The organism is Roseivirga seohaensis, from assembly GCF_001592945.1.
In the GTDB taxonomy this organism is placed as follows: Bacteria; Bacteroidota; Bacteroidia; order Cytophagales; family Cyclobacteriaceae; genus Roseivirga; species Roseivirga seohaensis.
Window position 1 is genome coordinate 699963 of the sequence record NZ_LRPB01000023.1, and the last position, 18056, is coordinate 718018.

The window sequence follows — 18056 nt, forward strand, 5'->3', positions numbered from 1 at the left end:
TTAAGTATGAACAAAAGCTGGATTATTAGTTTCGTTTTCTTGTTGGTAATGGCTTGTGGCAAAGACGACCCTTGCAAAGACATTCCAAATATAGACCTTGATTTGGACTATAAGAGTTTGGTAGACCAAATTCATTCGGTAGAAGATACTGCGGCATTGAGTGTTTTTTTTGAAGAAAATCCTGTGGTACGCGATTACTTCTTTTTAGCGGCCGATTATCCTTCTAAAGCCGAGATGCTTACAGAGGTTTTTAACCTCATAAAAAACCCATTTGTGGATACACTCTATCAGCAAACCAAACAGATTATAAATGAAGCCCAATTAGAGCAAGATTTAGAAATAGCTTTTAAGCGTATCAAGTCTTACTATCCAGAATACAAAGTGCCCAAAGTTCAAACTGTTTACTCTGCCTTTGGTAACGATGTGTTTTTTTCGGATTCCCTAGTGGTTATTGGAATTGATTATTATTTAGGGCCAGAAGCGTCATACCGACCAAATGTATATGATTATCTGTTAGTGCGATTAACTCCAGAGCATCTGGTTCCGCACATTGTTCAGTTCACCTCATTGAAATTCAACGATACTTTTGATAATGGCGAGCGCACTATTTTAGAGGAAATGGTTTATTATGGAAAGGCACTTGAGTTTACTAAAACTATGTTGCCATGCTTGCCCGATAGTTTGATTATGGGCTATGATAGCGAAACCTTAGCCTCTTCAATTCGAAGCGAAGGTTTTCTTTGGTCGTATTTTGTTGATAATGCATTGTTGTACAATAAAGATCCGCTCAATTTGACGAAGTATATTGATGAACGCCCGGGAGTTCCTGAAATTGACCCCATTTGCCCTGGTAGAATTGGCCAGTGGATGGGGTGGAGAATTATTCAGAAATATCAAGAAGAAAAGGATTTGGACTTTACTGAATTGATGAAGTTGACGGATGCAAATGACATTCTATTGCAATCCAGATACAGGCCTAAAAACAACTAGCTTTTATTGCTCGACTTAAGTACGGAAATCAACTTCTGTACTTGGAGTCTTCTAGAGTAAAGTTTTTCTGCCACATTACGTGCGTTGTTTTTGTACTCTTCTAGCCTTTGGGGTTGATTAATAAATGGTGTAATCTTCTGGATAAAATCAGTAGGATCTTCTGGGTTAGCATAGAAGCCGCACTTATTCTCTTCTACCAAGTTTTTTGTCCAGCCGGTTGAGTTTACAATAGTAAGCTTACCCGAAGCCAGACTGTCGAACATCTTGTTGGGACTATTGGTGCCCAAAACAGGAATGTTGGCAAAAGAGACATATGTGGCATCGGTTACGTTCAGTAATCTTCGCACACCCTCCTTATTCTGATGGCCATAAAACTCTACATTACTTAGGTTTTTTAAATAGGCCTCAAGTTTAATCTGATGAAGTTTCGAGCCTTCACCCACAACCTTGAATTTTATATTTAGCCCTGCTTTCAAACATTTTTCAGCAATATTTAGCAAAAACTCGAGGTGATTGGTAATTCCAATACTTCCCAAATAGGTAACAACAAAGGCATCGTTTACATGGTAAAACGAAGTCAGTTTTGGGTCTTTTAATTCCTTACTAAAAAACTCGCAATCGGCCATATTCGGAATCATGTGCACTTCTTTTTCAGGAACTACTTCTTTAATCCAATCTTCCATGCCAGGCGAAAGTGCAATAACCTTATCTGCATGTTTGTATATTTTAGCTTCAAGCGCATAAAGCTGCTTTTTTAACCAACCGGCCTTAATAGCACCAATCTGAATCGGGGCAGTGGGCCACAAATCGCGCACTTCAAAAATATAGGGTTTATGCAATTTCTTCTTTAACCAAAGGCCTACCAAGCCTACGGTTAATGGTGTGGATGTTAAATATGCCAAGTCAAAACTCAATTTCTCTTTTGAAATCAGTTGCTTGGCCTTTTTTTGAAATGAATAGAAAGAAAAAATACGCTTAAGAAACCCTAAATCATTGCTATAATAAACTGGCAAATAATGGACTGTGATTCCATCAATCACGGTTTTCTGATAGATTCCTTCATTGTGGCTAGTAATCATTTCAACCTCAAAACCCTCGTCCACCAAGCCTTTGGCCAAGTAGTAAGAGCGAATGGCTCCACCTTCTTGAGGCGTTTTAAAATATTGGTGGATGTACAGAATTTTCATGGTGAACAATCAACTGGCGCTATCGTGCTATTCCTTCCTTTTTTTCGAAATAACGGCAAAAAGAAGTTAAAGCGCATGACTCGCATTTGGGAGTACGGGCTAAGCAAGTATAGCGACCATGTAATATGAGCCAATGATGCGCCAAGGGAATCACCTCTTTTGGTAAGTGTTTAACTAATTGTTTTTCTACTGCCAAGGGGGTATTGGCATTCTGATTCACCAAACCCAATCTTTTGGAGACTCTATATACATGCGTGTCTACCGCCATACTGGGCTGATTCCAAATTACAGAAGTAATCACATTGGCTGTTTTTCTGCCTACACCGGGCAGTTTCTGTAAATCCTCAATGGTTTCTGGAATTTCAGAATTAAAATCTTCCACCAACATTTTGCCTAAGCCCAAAAGGTGCTTGGTTTTGTTGTTAGGGTACGAAACGGTTTTTATATAGGGAAAAAGTTCGTCAAAATGAGAAGCCGCTAAATGGGCCGGGGTAGGGAAATCTTGAAACAATTTGGGCGTAACCATATTGATTCGCTTATCGGTGCATTGCGCACTCAAAACCACAGCCACGAGCAGCTCGAACGGATTGCCATATTGCAGTTCCGTTTCGGCCTGTGGTTGGTTTTCACTAAAGTATGCTATAAAAGCCTCGTATCTCTGCTTCCTCGTCATGCCCCTAAATTAGGCTATTTCAAGGAATGAAGGTCATAGGATTTAGAGTAACTTAGTATTTTGTCGATAGCCGACTCAGAAGGTACTCGTTCAGCTGCCGTAATAGACTTCACTGTTTGCTCAAGTTCATGCAACTCATGCGCCAGCGAGCCATTTAAAATAGCAGCAGTTTGAATCTCGATATTTTCTTCTGTGTCGGTCTCCTGATATATGTATCTGATCAGGTCATTCTGGGTAGATGTTCTTATCATACGCAACGTTCATTTTGTCCATCTTTTTTCTAAGATTGATGAGCGCATAACGCATACGACCAAGGGCGGTGTTGATACTAACATCTGTTACTTCAGCAATTTCCTGAAAGCTCATTTGCATGTAGTGCCTCATCATAAGAACTTCTCGCTGTGAATCGGGTAGCTCTTTTATTAACTCCCTAAGTAACGCGTGTGTATCTTCTTTTATTTGACGATCCTCGATAGATTCTTCAGAAAACTCTAAACTGTTGAACACATTGCTGCCATCTTCCATCACAATTGTAGGGTACCTCTTGGCCTTTCTAAAGTGGTCAATCGCTAAATTATGTGCGATTCGGCTCACCCAAGGCAGAAATTTACCTTCCTCATTGTAGCGTCCAGACTTTACTGTATTCACCACTTTTACATAAGTTTCCTGCAATAAATCTTCTGCAAGATCATGGTCTTTTACAATCATATAGATTGTAGTAAAGATTTTGTTTTTGTGACGTGAGACTAATTCCGCGAATGCGTCTTCATTACCGTTTTTGTATAGCGATATTAATTGGCTATCGCTTACTTCGTACTTCCTCATGTTAGTTATTGTTAGGTCTAAGTAGAGGTTTATATCATACGGTAATGTTTAGTTTTTGGAAATGGATTAATGAAAGTAACAATCTCAAATGTATTGATTCAAATACAGATTACAAATATTTGATCGTAATTTTTGATTTTCAAGTTTTAGGCTAATGCTTTCAAGACTATCGCAAAACTTTAATCAAGTATAATGCCAGAGTTTAGAATTTAATTCTGAAAAAGGTAATTATTTTTCAGTTAACAATTAGTTGCTAGCTCTGTTATCTTTGCAATCTTATGAATTCAACAACACTTAGCCGCCCTACCCCTATTGATGACCTGAACCCCAGAGAGTTCATTATTATTAAAGGAGCTAGAGTAAATAACCTCAAAAGTGTAGATGTGGCCATTCCAAGGAATAAACTGGTAGTGGTTACTGGCCTTTCTGGTTCTGGAAAATCATCGCTGGCTTTCGATACGCTTTTTGCTGAAGGGCAGCGCATGTATGTGGAAAGCTTGAGTTCATATGCCCGCCAGTTTTTAGGCCGAATGGAAAAGCCTGAGGTGGATTATATCAAAGGGGTTTCGCCAGCCATTGCCATTGAGCAAAAGGTGAATACGCGAAACCCTCGGTCTACGGTAGGCACTACTACCGAAATTTACGATTATCTAAAATTACTCTTCGCGCGTATTGGTAGAACTTTTAGCCCTGTAAGTGGTAAAGAGGTAAGCCGCGATAGCGTAACCAGTATAGTAGAGTTTTTGATGGCCAAAGAAGAAGGCACCAAGGTGATGATACTTTGTCCGCTGATTCAGAAAGAAGAGCGTAGCGTAGCAGAAGAACTGAACCTCTTGCTACAAAAAGGTTATACCCGTGTTGTAGCCAAAGGCGAGCCCTATTTTATAGAAGATTTACTCAAGGACGAAAAGGACATTGTTTCCAAAGACTTAGAAATCCTGATTGATAGAGGGGTTGTAGCCCATAATGAAGACACCCAATTCCGTTTTTCAGATTCGGTACAAACCGCCCTTTTTGAGGGGCAAGGGGATTGTATTGTTGAAGTGATTGGTGAAGGCCGAACGGCTTTTTCAGACAGATTTGAGGCAGATGGAATTTTGTTTGAAGAACCAAGTGTTAACCTATTCACCTTTAATAATCCCTTTGGCGCTTGTAAACGCTGCGAGGGCTTTGGGAAAGTTTTAGGAATTGATATTGACTTGGTCATTCCCGATAAATCGCTTTCGATATATGAAGGTGCTATTGCTCCATGGCGCAGCGAAACCATGAACAAATGGTTGCAGCCGCTATTAAAACACGGCATTGAGTTTGATTTCCCCATCCACAGAACTTACGCGGAACTGACGGAAAAAGAGAAAGAGCTGCTTTGGACAGGGAACAAATACTTTAAAGGGCTCAATAAGTTTTTTGAACATTTAGAGTCGAAAACACACAAAATTCAGTACCGCGTAATGCTTTCGCGTTACCGTGGCCGTACCGACTGCCCAGAATGTAAAGGCACCAGATTAAGAAAAGATGCTGCTTACGTAAAACTGGACGGAAAGAGCATTACCGACATCGTACTAATGCCTGTAAAAGAGGCCGCAGTTTTCTTCGATAAGCTTCCGCTTACTGCGCATGAAGAAAAAATAGCCAAAAGGCTACTCCAAGAAATTCAGAACCGACTCGAATATTTGGGTCGAGTAGGCTTAGGTTACCTTACCCTCAACCGATTGACCAGCACTTTGTCAGGCGGGGAGTTTCAGCGTATTAAACTGTCTACTTCCTTGGGAAGCGCTTTGGTTGGTTCCATGTATATTTTGGATGAACCGAGTATAGGTTTACACCCTCGCGACACCGACCGACTGATTTCTGTACTGCTTACCCTGCGCGATTTGGGAAATACCGTTGTGGTGGTAGAGCACGAAGAAAAAGTGATGCAGGCAGCTGATCAAATTATTGACATTGGCCCCGATGCAGGTTCGCATGGAGGAGAGTTGATTTTTCAAGGCACGATTGATGAGCTGGTTCAGAATGGCACAGGTCATACCGCCAATTATTTGAGCGGAAGAGAAAAATTGCCTATTCCTGAACACAGAAGAAAATGGCGTGATGTGCTCAAAATAAAAGGCGCCAGAGAAAACAACCTCAAAAACGTGAGTGTTGATATTCCTTTGGACGTGCTGACCGTAATTACGGGGGTAAGTGGTTCGGGAAAATCTACCTTAGTAAAGAAAATTCTTTACCCTTCGTTGGGTAAAATGTTAGGTACCGTAGGTGAGCAAACAGGCAAAATGGATGCGCTGGAAGGTGACACCAAAAAGGTAACCCAAATCGAGTTCATCGATCAAAACCCCATTGGTAAATCATCCCGCTCAAACCCAGTTACCTATGTAAAAGCTTATGACGCCATCAGGGCCTTGTATTCCAATTTACCTCTGTCGAAGCAACGTGGTTATAAGCCTGCATTTTTCTCCTTTAACGTAGATGGTGGTCGTTGCGAAACTTGCCAAGGTGAAGGTGTAGTGAAAATTGAAATGCAGTTTATGGCCGACATTCAGCTGACTTGCGAAAGCTGCAAAGGCAAGCGTTTCAAACAAGAAATTCTAGAAGCCACCTATAACGACAAAAGCATTGCCGATGTATTGGACATGACCATTGATGATGCTATGGACTTCTTCGCCAATGAAAAAGCAGTGCATAGTAAACTGAAGCCGCTGCAAGAAGTGGGCTTGGGCTATATCCGTTTAGGGCAGTCTTCCAACTCGCTTAGTGGAGGCGAAGCGCAAAGGGTGAAACTGGCTTTCTATTTAGGAAAAGGAAAATCGAATGACAAAGAACACATTCTTTTCATTTTTGATGAACCGACCACAGGTCTTCATTTCCATGATATTAGTAAATTGATGAAAGCCATAAACGCACTGATTGAGCAAGGCAATTCCGTCATCATTATTGAGCACAATACCGAAGTCATCAAACTGGCCGACTGGATTATTGACCTTGGCCCAGAGGGTGGACAAGAAGGGGGAAACATCACTTTTACAGGCACCCCCGAAGAAATGGTCAAACTCAAAGACAATTACACCGCGCAGTATTTGGCTGAGGATATGGGTAAGTAAAACTTCTCACCTTAAGGCATTTTCTGGATTGCATGTCAAATTATAAGTTGGCCAGTGACTGCTATTCCGATATAGCATTTAGACAGCATAAAAATGAATATATTTATGGTTCTCAGTCATAAATGTGACTGATGTATACTGCTGTGCTTAAACTTAAAAAACAACGAAACGGAAGAGTTTTAGAGATATTTAAATGGAGGACTTGAATAAATATGTCGCAATTTATAAAGAGCAATTAGACAAGGGATACATCTTAGTTGCTTACAACGAATTAGTCAAATTTGTTATGAAGTTGAGAGCGGAGTTTAGTAAAGGGCTTTCTGATAAATATTCGTTTACGGGAATTCTTCATGGATATATGGACTACACATATTTTTACTATTCGAACGATTTTTTAAAAACTAAAAAACTAAAACTCGGACTAGTATTAAATCACTTAGAAATGAGGTTTGAGGTTTGGCTACTTGGAAATACAAAGCCGATTCAACAGAAATACTGGGAATTATCAAAAAGCACAAAGTGGAACAATGACAAAGACGAAATGCCAGCATACTCAATTCTTGAAGCGGTTTTAGTTGAAAATCCTGATTTCAACAATTTGGCCAAACTAACCGAACAGATAGAAGCTAAAATGATTACTATCTCGGAAGAAATATTGAACTATCTAAAAACACTAAATTGACTCAAGTCTAAACTTGAACTACAAAAGGAAAATATGAAGGCAATTAATCGAATAATGACGAATATCTGCTCGGACAATTTAGCGGCCAGTCGAGATTTTTACACAAAACTATTCGACTTTAAGGTGGACTTTGATAGTGATTGGTTTGTACACTTAATCTCAAAAAACAAAAATCTGGAATTGGGAATAATTGACCGAACGAATGAAATTGTTCCGAAAGATTTTCAAAACAATCCACAAGGATTCTATGTGACATTTGTAGTTGACAATGTGGACGAAATATTTAGAATTGCCGAATCGGAAAAATTTGAAATTATTAGCGAACCGAGAGACATGTTTTACGGACAAAGACGACTACTATTGAAAGACCCGAACGGAACTTTAGTGGACATTTCTTCACCGATAAAAGACTTTAAATTTTAGAATAAACAGATCAGATTGCAAACTTGAACCAGTAGAAAAGCCAATTTGAAGCAACAGCGTATATATAACATAGCTATTTCAGGCTTTTCCGAGATGTTTGTGTGTATTTACAAAGTCCGCCAATTTCTTAGAGAATCACGCCTCTCTACTCCTCTTCTTAACGCTTCCCGTTAAACACCCGAATCAGTTTACCATCTTCTTCATCTGAAAGTAAATAGAGTTGCCCTGCGGGTGAAACTACTGCTTTTCTTAACCTCACCCTGCTATTGATGAATAGTTCTTCGGCACTTATGATTTTATCACCATCAACCACCATTCTCCACAAGCTGCCTTTACTCAATCCGGGCACAATCAGATTTCCCTTCCATAATGGAAATTCACTGCCTAAATAAAAAGTCAACCCTGTTGGCGCAACAGTGTGGTCCCATGAATATAATGGATCGGTAAAAGTAGCTTCTGGAATAGCCTTTGGTTGGTAATCCGTTCGGTAACTGCCCGTAGTAACATTCGGCCACCCATAGTTCGCGCTTGGCTTCAGAATGTTCAGTTCATCTCCTTGATTGGTGCCATGTTCACTAAACCAAATATCTCCCGTTTCTGGGTGTATGGTCAGGCCCTGCGAGGCACGAATGCCAATGGTATACAACCCTTGAACTGCATCTGATCCAAAATCGGGATTGTCTTTTGGAATACTCCCATCAGAGTTAATTCTGATGACCTTTCCACGCTTGTCTTTTACGTCTTGCGCAACTGGAACTTCTGGGTTCATATACTCAAAAAAGTTACGCTCTCCTATGGTAATGTATAGCTTGCCATCTTTGCCGAAGATCATACCTCCTCCATAGTGATAAAGCCCATGCACATAAGGTTCTGCTACAAAAAGTGTCTCCACCTCCTTCAGCTCATTGCCAATCAGCTTTCCACGAATAACTTTGGTGGTGCTGGCGCGCGCTTTATTCTCAGCAGCATAGGAAATATATACATAGTTATTTTGGTCAAAACTTGGGTCAAGGAGCACCTGAAACCAGCCAGCGTTGGCGCTTAGAGTTTTGCCATGAAGACTATTAGGGAAAATGCCTTTCTCGAATTTTGCAGTGTCAATTTCCACAGCCCTTGCCACATCCTTGGGTAATCCTGAAATGGCTTTCCGTTCTTTGGTTTCCAAATTAACACGAAGAAGACTTCCATCTTTTTCAGCAATAAGCACATCGTTTTCTGAAATAAAGGCCATACTCCAAGGTTTGTTGAGTCCTGCCAGTACCACTTCCTTTGCTGGGTTTGGCGTGAACGCTTCTGGCGCTTTAGGAATCGGCCCTGCTGAAGTGGCCTTGCCCACAATTTTCCACTGGCCAAGGATTTTTTTAAGTAAGAGTAAATCATGATATCGATTCCCAAAAGATGGAATATCGATCTCCAATTTGGCATAAGCCACATCTCTCACAATCTCAATGCCGATGATTTTTGATGGTCGATTATTCAACGTACCTGGCGCCCTGCGTCCATACAATGCGGCATATTCCTCAGAGGTCATAAAATAGGCCGAGTCGGTTCCATTATAAAGAAACATTCGGGTGCCCGGGTGGAAAGCCATGGCTATCGAGTCTGGATAGTTATACTGGGTACCCACAATAAATTGGTTGAGTATTTTGGCGATTTGCGCATGGTCTGTTTGGGCAAAACACGGGCTTATACTTATGACAGCGAAAAAGAAGAATGCTTTAATTTTCATTGGATGAATTGATTTGTTCAGCCAAGATTACGAGCAGTACCGTCAAGAAATCGAATTAATCGGAGATAAGAAGTCCAGAATGATCATTCTGGAGTAATTTGTAGCTTATGCCACCAACTGCCGGGCTTTTCTATACTCCGAAGGGGTGGAATTCGTGATCTTTTTGAATGCATCAAAAAAAGATGATTTGGAGCTAAAGCCTGCTTCAAAGCCGATGCCCTCCAGCGAAAGTTCATGCCTAGTATGAATTAATTGCTGTGCTTCTTTTACTCTAAACTCTTTTACATATTGCGCAAAGCCATGTCGGTACTCTTCATTCAATAGTTTGGACAGACTGTGTTTTGTAAGCCCAGCCTGCACAGCCAAATCGTCCAGTTTTAGTTTCTGATTGATATATGGTTTTTGTGTATCCATGAGGACATTCAGTTCCTCCAATTTTTTTGAAGCATCTGCAAGAGGTTGGTCGGTAGATTTAGGGGAGAAAAACTTGCTGGAAATCAACATCCTGCCCAAGAGAAAATATAAGGTGAAGGAAAAAATAAGCGCCCCCCATATGTAGGTAAACAAACCATATAGCGCCATCTGATAAGTCAAATTGATGATGAGCAGCGCAATGGTGAGTATGGCCAAATGCTGCTGTGACTTAGTCATTGCGGAGGGCTTGAGTATTACAGGTTTCAGCATTTTGACAGCGTAGTACAAACCCAATAATGTGAATACAGCCCAATTGATATAGATTCCATAAACTACATAACCTCTCCATACATCGGGCAGCGTTTGGTAAGGGTAGATTAAACCTATACTTACAATAGACACCAAAAGGAGCAAGAGCAGCACAACATCCTTGATATGAATTTTTCGATGTTGCTTGTAAATGGCTTTGGTGTAGAGGTAAAAGAATGGCCCAATAAAAGTACAAGCCGAAAGCCCAATTTGAAGAATCAGTAAGTCTACATTATCTTCAAAATAATAGAAAACAGATTTACCAATCCGTAAGCTCAATGCCAATAACAGACCGCCCAAATAGGCATTCGCTACTTTATTCTGGTTGCGAAAAACCAGAAAAACACCAATCAATAATCCGTTGATTACCCCCAAACTGGAGAGCAAATAAAGTACTGACATCTTGAGGTTTTAGAATGATAGGATAAAGATAGAAAAAGACTGCTTCTATGTAACGGTTCTGTTTAGGGTAGGTTGATGTTGTGAATAAGGAAAGAGATGTAAAGTGATAAAATTTAATATATTTATGGAGATCAGTTATAAATGTGACTGATACATAATGTTGTGCACAATTAGAAAAAAAATGAATTGGTCAATTGCCATATACTTTATTCTAGCAATAATTCTTTTCTATATCCAGAATTGGATTGGTAGTAAGTCCTATTCAAGGGGCTATATAAAGTTCTCACTTCTCGATGAGAAAGACGAAGCTCTATCGCTTAACTTCATGATTAAAGCGGTTGGACCAACCGTTTACCTGATAATCACATCAGCCTTGATCCAATACTCGAACATTCCTTTGAATCTTGACAAGGTCATTTGGATAGTTTACTTCTACCTTCTTCTTAGAGTTTCTGTTATTTATTTGTATGGCCGATCTAGAATTGTCAATTGGCCGAGAATTCTAATTCACTACTTAGCAATTTTGGTATTTGCAACTATCATTCAGAAGAAGTTCATTTCAAGCATAGATGTCCTGCTACCAGATTTTAGTGAAATCAAGAATGAGATTTGGTTGCTAATAATTCTTTTCCTTTATCAGGTAGGTAATAGCCAAATGGGGCTCCCAGAACCAAGCTCTGATAGAGAGAGGGGACTTGCATACTTACCTGAATTGATTCCTAGGAAAAGAAAGTATATCCAAAGAATGTACAAGAAGCTTCAGGACAAGTATGGTGCTCTGATAAACCCAATTTCACAAGGTGATATACAATTTGAAATTGTTGTGTATTCAATTTTAATCTTTGAGAACTTTAATCGCCCACCATTTATTCGATTGATTGAAAGAATTTGGACAAGAATTTCAGGAAATGAAACCTCTATGGGAATTATGCAAGTAAAGACCAATCATGTAATCTCAGATGAGGAGAGCATAGAAATTGGGGCTCTATCATTGAAAAAAGAGTATGATGAACTGAGGAAAGAAGATCGATATGGGATGTTTGGGAATGTTATCAAATATCATTCGCCAGATAGAAAGTATATAAGACAAGTACTCTTTATTTCTAAGGCAATTATCGACCATTCATTCTCGAAGGAAGAACGTAAAGAGAAGTTTAAAGACATCTACTCACAAATCAGTAATGAATTCGGACTTTATTTCTATTACTAAGAAATTATATAACTGTGCACAACAAAGGCTATAAATCATGTCGCTCCGTACCACGCTTCATAGCCAAAACTTTACACCAACAATTCTTTCAACACCACTCATACTTTCTAGCCTATTTTCACCCCATGCCCCACCCCGCCAGCGGGGGATTTGGTGACTTCAAAAAAACTACTCACTCCTCAACGCATTTACAGGATTGCTTTTTACGGTTTTCATGGAAATGAGTGTAATGGTAAAGCCAATCAAGAACAGCACCGCTATTGCAGTAAGCACATAGGCCAAAGGATCTATTCCAATTTGGTAAGTGAAATTGCTGAGCCAGTCTTTCATAAAATAGACGGAAACAGGCACGGCAATCAGCAGCGAAATACCAGCAATTAACAAGTATTTAAAGTTCATCAGCCATAGAATTTGAGAAGCCGAAGCGCCCATAATTTTACGGATACTGATTTCTTTTACGCGCTGCTTAATCACAATGGAGATAATACCCAAGAGTCCACCGCAAGCCAATAGAATGGAAATGGCCGAAAGCAAAGTAATCAGCGTAAGCGTGCGCGATTCTTCCTTGTACAAGTCCTGAATTTCGGTATCTAAAAACTGATAACTGAACTGACCATCCGCAATAACTTCTTTGTAATCGGCTTCAATTTTAGAAATTGTTTGACTGAGGTCAGTCGGGTTTACTTTTACTAACATAAAGTTAGAGTTCAACGGCTGCATCAGCATAATCATCGGCCTGATAGGTTCATGCAATGACCTGAAATGGAAGTCTTCTACTGTGCCTACAATAGTGCCTTTCACCAAGTTTTCATTGTCTTCCCAAACCAATTGTTTGCCAATTGGGTCTGTAAGATTCAATTGGTTGATGGCCGATTGATTCAGCACAAAAGAACGCCCTGCGGAATCTGCAGCGTATGCTTTACTCAGCATTCTACCTTCCAAAACCTTCAGTCCAAGTACTTCGGCCACATCATCATCCACAAACATTTCAGAAGCATCTACTCTTTCAGAAGGGTTGTTTTCAGCATAAATCGGATGTTGGTTAAATTGCCCACCAGGTATATTGGACACTGCGGTGGCTCCTGTAACTGCTGAATTTTTCAGCAATTCAGTTTTAACCAGTTTCGTTCTTGGGTCATAACCATCCACTTCCAAAACCATCAGGTTGTCTTGCTTAAAGCCAAGGTCTTTTTCCTTTAGAAAAGTGATTTGATGTTTGATTACCAAACTACCGCTAATCATCACAATGGCCGCAATCAACTGCACTGCCAAAAGGCCATTTCTAACATTATTACCACCCAGTTTGCTCAGTTTTAAGCCTTTCAAGATTTGCCCAGCCTCAAAAGAATTGAGGTAGAATGAAGGATAAATGGCCGATAAAAGTGCGGTCACAATGGTGATTGAAAGCAAAAGCAAAATAACGTCTGTTTGGTATAAATCCGCAAAGGAAATGTTTCCATTGACCAATTGATTGAAGGGAGCTTCCAGCATATACATGGCCACAAAAGAAAGCACAAGCGCCAAGAAAGTAGTGAAAAGCGCTTCGAAAATAAATTGCGAAAACACCTGAGACTTGTAGGCACCTAAAGTTTTCTTCACCCCAACTTCCTTGAGTCTTTGCGCAGCTTTTGCTGTGTTCAAATTCACAAAATTAATGATTGAAATCAGCAGAATGAACAAAGCGCTGATACCATAAATAAGCAAATAACTGTAGCTACCATTGGCTTCCAATTCCCAGCGAATATTCGAATGTAAGTGAATACTTTGGACAGGCTGTAACTCAAATTTCAAATCACCAGCTTTCAGAGAAGCCAAACTTTCTTCACCCCAGTCTAAATACTTTGGTGCCCAATCAGGAATTTTTGCTTCAAAGGCTTTTGCATCCGTTCCGGGCGCTAGCTTCAAATAATTGAAATGACCAAAATCATCCCACGACATCCACGGATCGTTGAACTGCAATGACTTCAACGTTACATAAGAAATCAGGAAATTATAATGGAAATGTGAGTTTTTCGGAGCGTCTTCAATCACCGCAGCCACTTCCAGCATATCTGGATTTCCCATAAACGAAAGCATTTGACCCACAGCTTCTTCATCTCCAAAATAGCGTTTGGCCATAGATTCGGAAAGAATTATTCCGAAAGGCTTTCGCAATGCTTTATCTGGGTTTCCTTCCACAGCCTTAAAGCTGAAAACATCGAAAAAGGTACTGTCGGCAAAATAACCGTTGGGTTCGTTAAAGCCCACCTCGCGTTTTTCGTTCCGAAGCGGAATGGTGGTTTTGGTAAGTCCAGGGCCATAAATTGGCGAAATACTGACCGCATCAATCACTTCAGGAAAATCGTTGACCAAGGCCTGGGCCATTGGATGAGGCGTTCTGGTTTGTGGGTTTTCGTTCATCCATGCCACACGATAAATGTCATCAGCATTATCTAGAAATGAATCGTAAGACGACTCGTATTTGATGTGCGAGTAAATAAATCCGCAAACGCAAAAGGCCACAATAAGCCCAAGTAAATGAAAACTGGTTTGCAGTTTTTGGCGGAGCATTCCGCGCCAAGTAAATTTGAAATAGCTTCTGCACATGATGATTGTATTTGAGTTTTGACCGAGTTTTTTGATGGCAAAGGGGCGTAAAAAATTAAGCATGTGAAACCAGTAATAAAGGTTCGCTACCGGTTTGGATTTCTCTTTCCTTTTGCCTTGATAGTATTCGTATAAATCGCCCTCTATTTCTTCGAACAAGTCATTTTTGCAAACAAGCGAGAGCAGTTTGACAGCCATTTTAGGCGGCTCATATGTTGGTTGTAGGCCCAATGGATTACACTATTTTTAAGGCCATTTCTGGAATTTGGCTGAAAAGAGAGTTTCTCAATTCGTGGTTTTTTTCAAGGGCTTGTTTGCCGCTAGCGGTAATCTTAAAAAGGCGCTTTCGTCTACCTCCACGTTCGTGGGTGCCTTCGGCCAATTCAGATTCTAGGAAGCCTTTTTCATCGAGCCTGCTAAGGGCAGAGTGTACTGCGCCAATCGCTACTTTTCTTTTGGTTTGGTTAATTATTTCTTCGCGGATATTTAGGCCGTAAGCTTCTGGAAATAATACGCCTACCACCAACAATACCAGCTCTTCAAATTCACCTAATTGCGTTCCTTTCATTTTCCAAATTTCGTATTTGTAGAACAAACATAATCAAAATCTACAAATATGAAAATTGGATGTAATAAAAATTAGGAAGAAGAATTGATTTAAGCCCTTTGAGCTCTCTTACTCTTTCTTCTACTGATGAATACACCCAAAACATTAGCAGAAATAATCAATGCCGCTCCTACGATTTTCTGAGCAGGCATTGCTTCATCTAAGAAAATAAAGCTGGTAACCATGGCGATTGGCGTACCCAAATAGAAAATAAGGCTTGTGTTGGTTGGCGGCAAAATGGTGGAGGCACGTAGCCATAAAGTATGTGCGCCTACCGTACATACGGTACCGAGAATTGCAAGGTAAATCCAGTCTTGTTGGGTTAAATCCCAATTGGATTCGAATGACATGGGCAGAAAAACAACAAGTGCGAAAGTGTATTGACCAAATGCCCTTGTCAAGGAGTCTATATGCTGGTTTTTACGTTGAATAAAAGGCAGAATGGCAAAAAAGGCCGCACTAACCAAACCAATTAGAATTCCCGTTGTAAGGTTATTTTTTAAATCGAAAGCCGGTACGATTAAATAGATACCGAATAAGGCTATTAAGACTGCGGTAATTTCATAAGGCGATGGTTTTCTTTTGTTAATCGCCCAGTCTAAATAAATCATATGCAGCCCAAATGACGAGACCGAGAGAATGGCCATGGACGGAGTGGCAAGTTTTACACTCATAAAGTAGGTGATCCAATGCGCCCCGAAAACAATACCGATGATAACAAGTGCCTTCCAGTCTTTTTTAGTGAGCTTTTTAAGGTTCTTATTTCCTGCCAAGAAAAACAAAAAACTTGCGCCAATCACTAAGCGCACTAAGCCAATAGTTACCGCATTGGCAGAAACTTCCTTGATAAAAATTGGGGTAATGCCAAAGAGAAAAACGGCAATCAATCCCTCGATGTAGTAACGTGATTTCAATTTTCTGAATTAGGTAGCAAATAACGAAAAAAGCACGGCTATTTGATAACCGTGCTTTTAGTAAGGTATTAACCTTTCTTATTTCTCTGTTTGCTCTTTTTGACCTTTAATCAAGCCCTTACGTCTCATAATCGTCTCTACGAATTTTACTTCGTTTTGAGTTTTGAAAACAGTGTAAGGGAACATCATCATTTGGGCTTTGTTTACCACAAGCACAAATTGCTTTTTGTCCATCCAAGCATATTTGATCTGTTCCCACTTCATGGGCATACCTTGCTTAGAATTCATTTTGATTAAAATCTGACGGCTGTCAATTTCGTAAGAAAGCTTATCGAAAAGCATTTTACTTTGTTCTAACTGAGTGACTCCCGTAAACTGAATAAGCCAAAAAAGTAGATACAATACATAGGCAATCAAAGCGCCAATCCACCACCAGTTTGAAGGTATAACGAAGGCCATGGCTGAAATGCCAATAGCAATTAAAACTACCCACCATTGCTCTTTAAGGATGTTTCTCATCCCCGCACGGATGTAAGCTTTTTTATCTAAAGCGTATTTTTTTGTTTTTACAATCATGATAATTTACCTGCTAACTCGCACAGTGTCGAAAAAGGAACACAAACATAATGATCAAAACCAAGGCTTCAATCATTAACACTAAAAAATTGCGTTTCTTAACTTTCAAATTATTCTGCTTTCAGGCTTATGTCCAGGCTTTTTGCCGAATGGGTAAGTGCACCAACGGAAATATAGTCTACTCCAGTTTCTGCTACTGCCCCAATGGTCGATTCGGTAATGCCACCGGAAGCTTCGGTTTCTAAACGGCCATTAATCAAAGCCAAAGCTTCGCTCATTAATGCTGGGCTCATGTTATCGAGCATAATTCTATGTACGCCTTCCAAGCTCAAAACCTCTTTAACTTCCTCTAAGTTACGGGTTTCTACTTCAATTTTAAGGTCGCGCCCCGTGCGTTCTAAATAGTCTTTTGTTGCAGATACTGCCTGAGTTATTCCGCCAGCAAAATCGTTATGGTTGTCTTTCAGCATGATCATATCATACAAGCCAAACCTGTGGTTTACGCCTCCGCCAATAAAAACACCCCATTTTTCCATCAGCCTAAAATTAGGGGTGGTTTTTCGGGTGTCTAAAAGTTTTGTTGAGGTGTGAGAAATCAGAGAATTCAACTTATTGGTGTAAGTCGCAATGCCGCTCATGCGCTGCATACAGTTGAGCATTAAGCGTTCACCAGACAAAATGGCCCTTGAGCTGCCGTGGATCCGCATGATGATGTCGCCTTTTTTGACTACATCGCCATCTTTTACCAAGGCCTCTACTTTAATAGAAGGACTTAATTTTTTGAAAATGATTTCGGCCAATTCCACACCAGCAATAATGCCGCTGTCTTTCATAAGCAGATACGCTGAGCTTTCTGCGTTTTCTGGAATTGATGCTAATGATGAATGATCGCCATCGCCAATATCTTCGGCTAAAGCGTTTTCAATAAACTGATCGAGAGATTTTTCTGTAATGTATTTCGGCCACATAGGCCAAAAATACTAAATAGATTGCAAGGGCTTATCGGTCTTCGGTAAATTCAAGGCGATAGATTTTATAGTCTGCTTTATATTTCTTTGCCCTTAGAACAACTCTATATTTTTTGTTTCTCGAAACATAAGAACCAATGGCATAAATAATTCCTCCATCTGAATTTCCTTCGTGAATAAACTCTGTGGAATCAGCAGGGTTTTTCTGAAAAAATTGCTTCAGAACAATCTCTGCTTGGTTGGTGCTATAATCCTTTTTTTCGTTGTCGAGTTTAATTTCAACTCTTTCGTGTAGGTATTTTACAAGCTCTCGCGAGCTCGAAGACTTCAATGCCTCTTGTACGTTTTTTATCAATTTTTCTTCTGGTGTTTGCGCAAAACCCGTAAAGGTGCTGAACACTAGCAAAAGAGACATGAAAGTAATAACGATGTTTTTATTCCTCATTTTTAGTGACTTAGCCAT

Annotated in this window: 17 protein-coding genes; 5 read left to right on the plus strand and 12 right to left on the minus strand. The window is 40.0% G+C overall.

All coding sequences use genetic code 11. The features are described from left to right. Positions 1–6: 6 nt before the first annotated feature. Positions 7–990 carry a gliding motility lipoprotein GldB gene (gene gldB / locus AWW67_RS09450; protein ID WP_062301376.1) on the plus strand — a complete coding sequence of 328 codons (984 nt, stop codon included), beginning with the start codon at positions 7–9 and terminating at the stop codon, positions 988–990. On the opposite strand, the gene AWW67_RS09455 is transcribed toward gldB, so the two are convergent. Genes AWW67_RS09455 through AWW67_RS09470 form a run of 4 tightly spaced genes read right to left on the minus strand, consistent with a single transcriptional unit; the run spans position 987 to position 3675 of the window. Beyond that, positions 987–2177: a glycosyltransferase family 4 protein gene (locus AWW67_RS09455; protein ID WP_062301378.1), complete on the minus strand. Its 1191-nt coding sequence runs from the start codon at positions 2175–2177 to the stop codon at positions 987–989. The genes gldB and AWW67_RS09455 overlap by 4 nt on opposite strands. A 19-nt stretch (positions 2178–2196) precedes the next feature. After that, the gene (gene nth, locus AWW67_RS09460; RefSeq protein ID WP_053223325.1) at positions 2197–2850 is read right to left on the minus strand and encodes an endonuclease III; all 654 of its coding nucleotides are present in this window, start codon (positions 2848–2850) and stop codon (positions 2197–2199) included. A 14-nt stretch (positions 2851–2864) separates the two neighbouring features. Further along, positions 2865–3101, minus strand: coding sequence for a hypothetical protein (locus tag AWW67_RS09465; RefSeq protein WP_053223324.1), 237 nt, complete (start codon positions 3099–3101; stop codon positions 2865–2867). Continuing rightward, a complete protein-coding gene (locus AWW67_RS09470) occupies positions 3076–3675 on the minus strand; it encodes an RNA polymerase sigma factor (RefSeq protein WP_053223323.1) in 600 nt (199 codons plus the stop codon). The genes AWW67_RS09465 and AWW67_RS09470 overlap by 26 nt, the downstream gene beginning before the upstream one ends. A 278-nt stretch (positions 3676–3953) precedes the next feature. Between AWW67_RS09470 and uvrA the strand changes: the two genes are divergently transcribed. The 3 genes from uvrA (at position 3954) to AWW67_RS09485 (ending at position 7878) form a co-directional block, all read left to right on the plus strand. Next, positions 3954–6773, plus strand: a complete 2820-nt coding sequence (gene uvrA, locus AWW67_RS09475) for an excinuclease ABC subunit UvrA (protein WP_062301380.1) — start codon at positions 3954–3956, stop codon at positions 6771–6773. Between the two features lie 202 nt (positions 6774–6975). Then, positions 6976–7455, plus strand: coding sequence for a DUF7000 family protein (locus AWW67_RS09480; RefSeq protein WP_221405255.1), 480 nt, complete (start codon positions 6976–6978; stop codon positions 7453–7455). Positions 7456–7509: 54 nt separating this feature from the next. Then, positions 7510–7878 (plus strand): VOC family protein, encoded by a 369-nt coding sequence (locus AWW67_RS09485; RefSeq protein WP_260311395.1) that lies wholly within the window; start codon positions 7510–7512, stop codon positions 7876–7878. 157 nt (positions 7879–8035) lie between these two features. Here the strand turns inward: AWW67_RS09485 and AWW67_RS09490 are convergent, their stop codons facing one another. Beyond that, positions 8036–9607, minus strand: coding sequence for a PQQ-dependent sugar dehydrogenase (locus AWW67_RS09490; protein WP_062301384.1), 1572 nt, complete (start codon positions 9605–9607; stop codon positions 8036–8038). Between the two features lie 105 nt (positions 9608–9712). After that, positions 9713–10732 (minus strand): helix-turn-helix domain-containing protein, encoded by a 1020-nt coding sequence (locus tag AWW67_RS09495; RefSeq protein ID WP_062301385.1) that lies wholly within the window; start codon positions 10730–10732, stop codon positions 9713–9715. A gap of 181 nt (positions 10733–10913) precedes the next feature. Between AWW67_RS09495 and AWW67_RS09500 the strand changes: the two genes are divergently transcribed. Continuing rightward, a complete protein-coding gene (locus AWW67_RS09500) occupies positions 10914–11942 on the plus strand; it encodes a hypothetical protein (protein ID WP_141655425.1) in 1029 nt (342 codons plus the stop codon). A 168-nt stretch (positions 11943–12110) separates the two neighbouring features. Here AWW67_RS09500 and AWW67_RS09505 read toward each other — a convergent pair whose 3' ends face one another. The 6 genes from AWW67_RS09505 to AWW67_RS09530 form a co-directional block, all read right to left on the minus strand. After that, complete coding sequence (locus tag AWW67_RS09505) at positions 12111–14726, minus strand: FtsX-like permease family protein (protein WP_062301389.1); 2616 nt, start codon at positions 14724–14726, stop codon at positions 12111–12113. A gap of 37 nt (positions 14727–14763) precedes the next feature. Continuing rightward, positions 14764–15096, minus strand: coding sequence for a PadR family transcriptional regulator (locus AWW67_RS09510; RefSeq protein WP_062301391.1), 333 nt, complete (start codon positions 15094–15096; stop codon positions 14764–14766). Between the two features lie 89 nt (positions 15097–15185). Continuing rightward, complete coding sequence (locus AWW67_RS09515) at positions 15186–16049, minus strand: DMT family transporter (RefSeq protein WP_062301392.1); 864 nt, start codon at positions 16047–16049, stop codon at positions 15186–15188. Between the two features lie 78 nt (positions 16050–16127). After that, on the minus strand, positions 16128–16625 hold the full coding sequence (locus AWW67_RS09520) for a PH domain-containing protein (protein ID WP_053223918.1): 498 nt from the start codon (positions 16623–16625) through the stop codon (positions 16128–16130). A gap of 110 nt (positions 16626–16735) precedes the next feature. After that, positions 16736–17593: a carboxylating nicotinate-nucleotide diphosphorylase gene (nadC, locus tag AWW67_RS09525; protein ID WP_062301394.1), complete on the minus strand. Its 858-nt coding sequence runs from the start codon at positions 17591–17593 to the stop codon at positions 16736–16738. Positions 17594–17624: 31 nt separating this feature from the next. Continuing rightward, positions 17625–18056 (minus strand): DUF4783 domain-containing protein, encoded by a 432-nt coding sequence (locus AWW67_RS09530; RefSeq protein WP_053223920.1) that lies wholly within the window; start codon positions 18054–18056, stop codon positions 17625–17627.

Bases quoted from the DNA above. Each gene is read 5' to 3' on its own strand.
- gldB (WP_062301376.1), top strand. From the start codon at position 7: ATGAACAAAAGCTGGATTATTAGTTTCGTTTTCTTGTTGGTAATGGCT.
- AWW67_RS09455 (WP_062301378.1), bottom strand. From the start codon at position 2,177: ATGAAAATTCTGTACATCCACCAATATTTTAAAACGCCTCAAGAAGGT.
- nth (WP_053223325.1), bottom strand. From the start codon at position 2,850: ATGACGAGGAAGCAGAGATACGAGGCTTTTATAGCATACTTTAGTGAA.
- AWW67_RS09465 (WP_053223324.1), bottom strand. From the start codon at position 3,101: ATGATAAGAACATCTACCCAGAATGACCTGATCAGATACATATATCAG.
- AWW67_RS09470 (WP_053223323.1), bottom strand. From the start codon at position 3,675: ATGAGGAAGTACGAAGTAAGCGATAGCCAATTAATATCGCTATACAAA.
- uvrA (WP_062301380.1), top strand. From the start codon at position 3,954: ATGAATTCAACAACACTTAGCCGCCCTACCCCTATTGATGACCTGAAC.
- AWW67_RS09485 (WP_260311395.1), top strand. From the start codon at position 7,510: ATGACGAATATCTGCTCGGACAATTTAGCGGCCAGTCGAGATTTTTAC.
- AWW67_RS09490 (WP_062301384.1), bottom strand. From the start codon at position 9,607: ATGAAAATTAAAGCATTCTTCTTTTTCGCTGTCATAAGTATAAGCCCG.
- AWW67_RS09495 (WP_062301385.1), bottom strand. From the start codon at position 10,732: ATGTCAGTACTTTATTTGCTCTCCAGTTTGGGGGTAATCAACGGATTA.
- AWW67_RS09500 (WP_141655425.1), top strand. From the start codon at position 10,914: ATGAATTGGTCAATTGCCATATACTTTATTCTAGCAATAATTCTTTTC.
- AWW67_RS09505 (WP_062301389.1), bottom strand. From the start codon at position 14,726: ATGGCTGTCAAACTGCTCTCGCTTGTTTGCAAAAATGACTTGTTCGAA.
- AWW67_RS09510 (WP_062301391.1), bottom strand. From the start codon at position 15,096: ATGAAAGGAACGCAATTAGGTGAATTTGAAGAGCTGGTATTGTTGGTG.
- AWW67_RS09520 (WP_053223918.1), bottom strand. From the start codon at position 16,625: ATGATTGTAAAAACAAAAAAATACGCTTTAGATAAAAAAGCTTACATC.
- nadC (WP_062301394.1), bottom strand. From the start codon at position 17,593: ATGTGGCCGAAATACATTACAGAAAAATCTCTCGATCAGTTTATTGAA.
- AWW67_RS09530 (WP_053223920.1), bottom strand. From the start codon at position 18,056: ATGGCTAAGTCACTAAAAATGAGGAATAAAAACATCGTTATTACTTTC.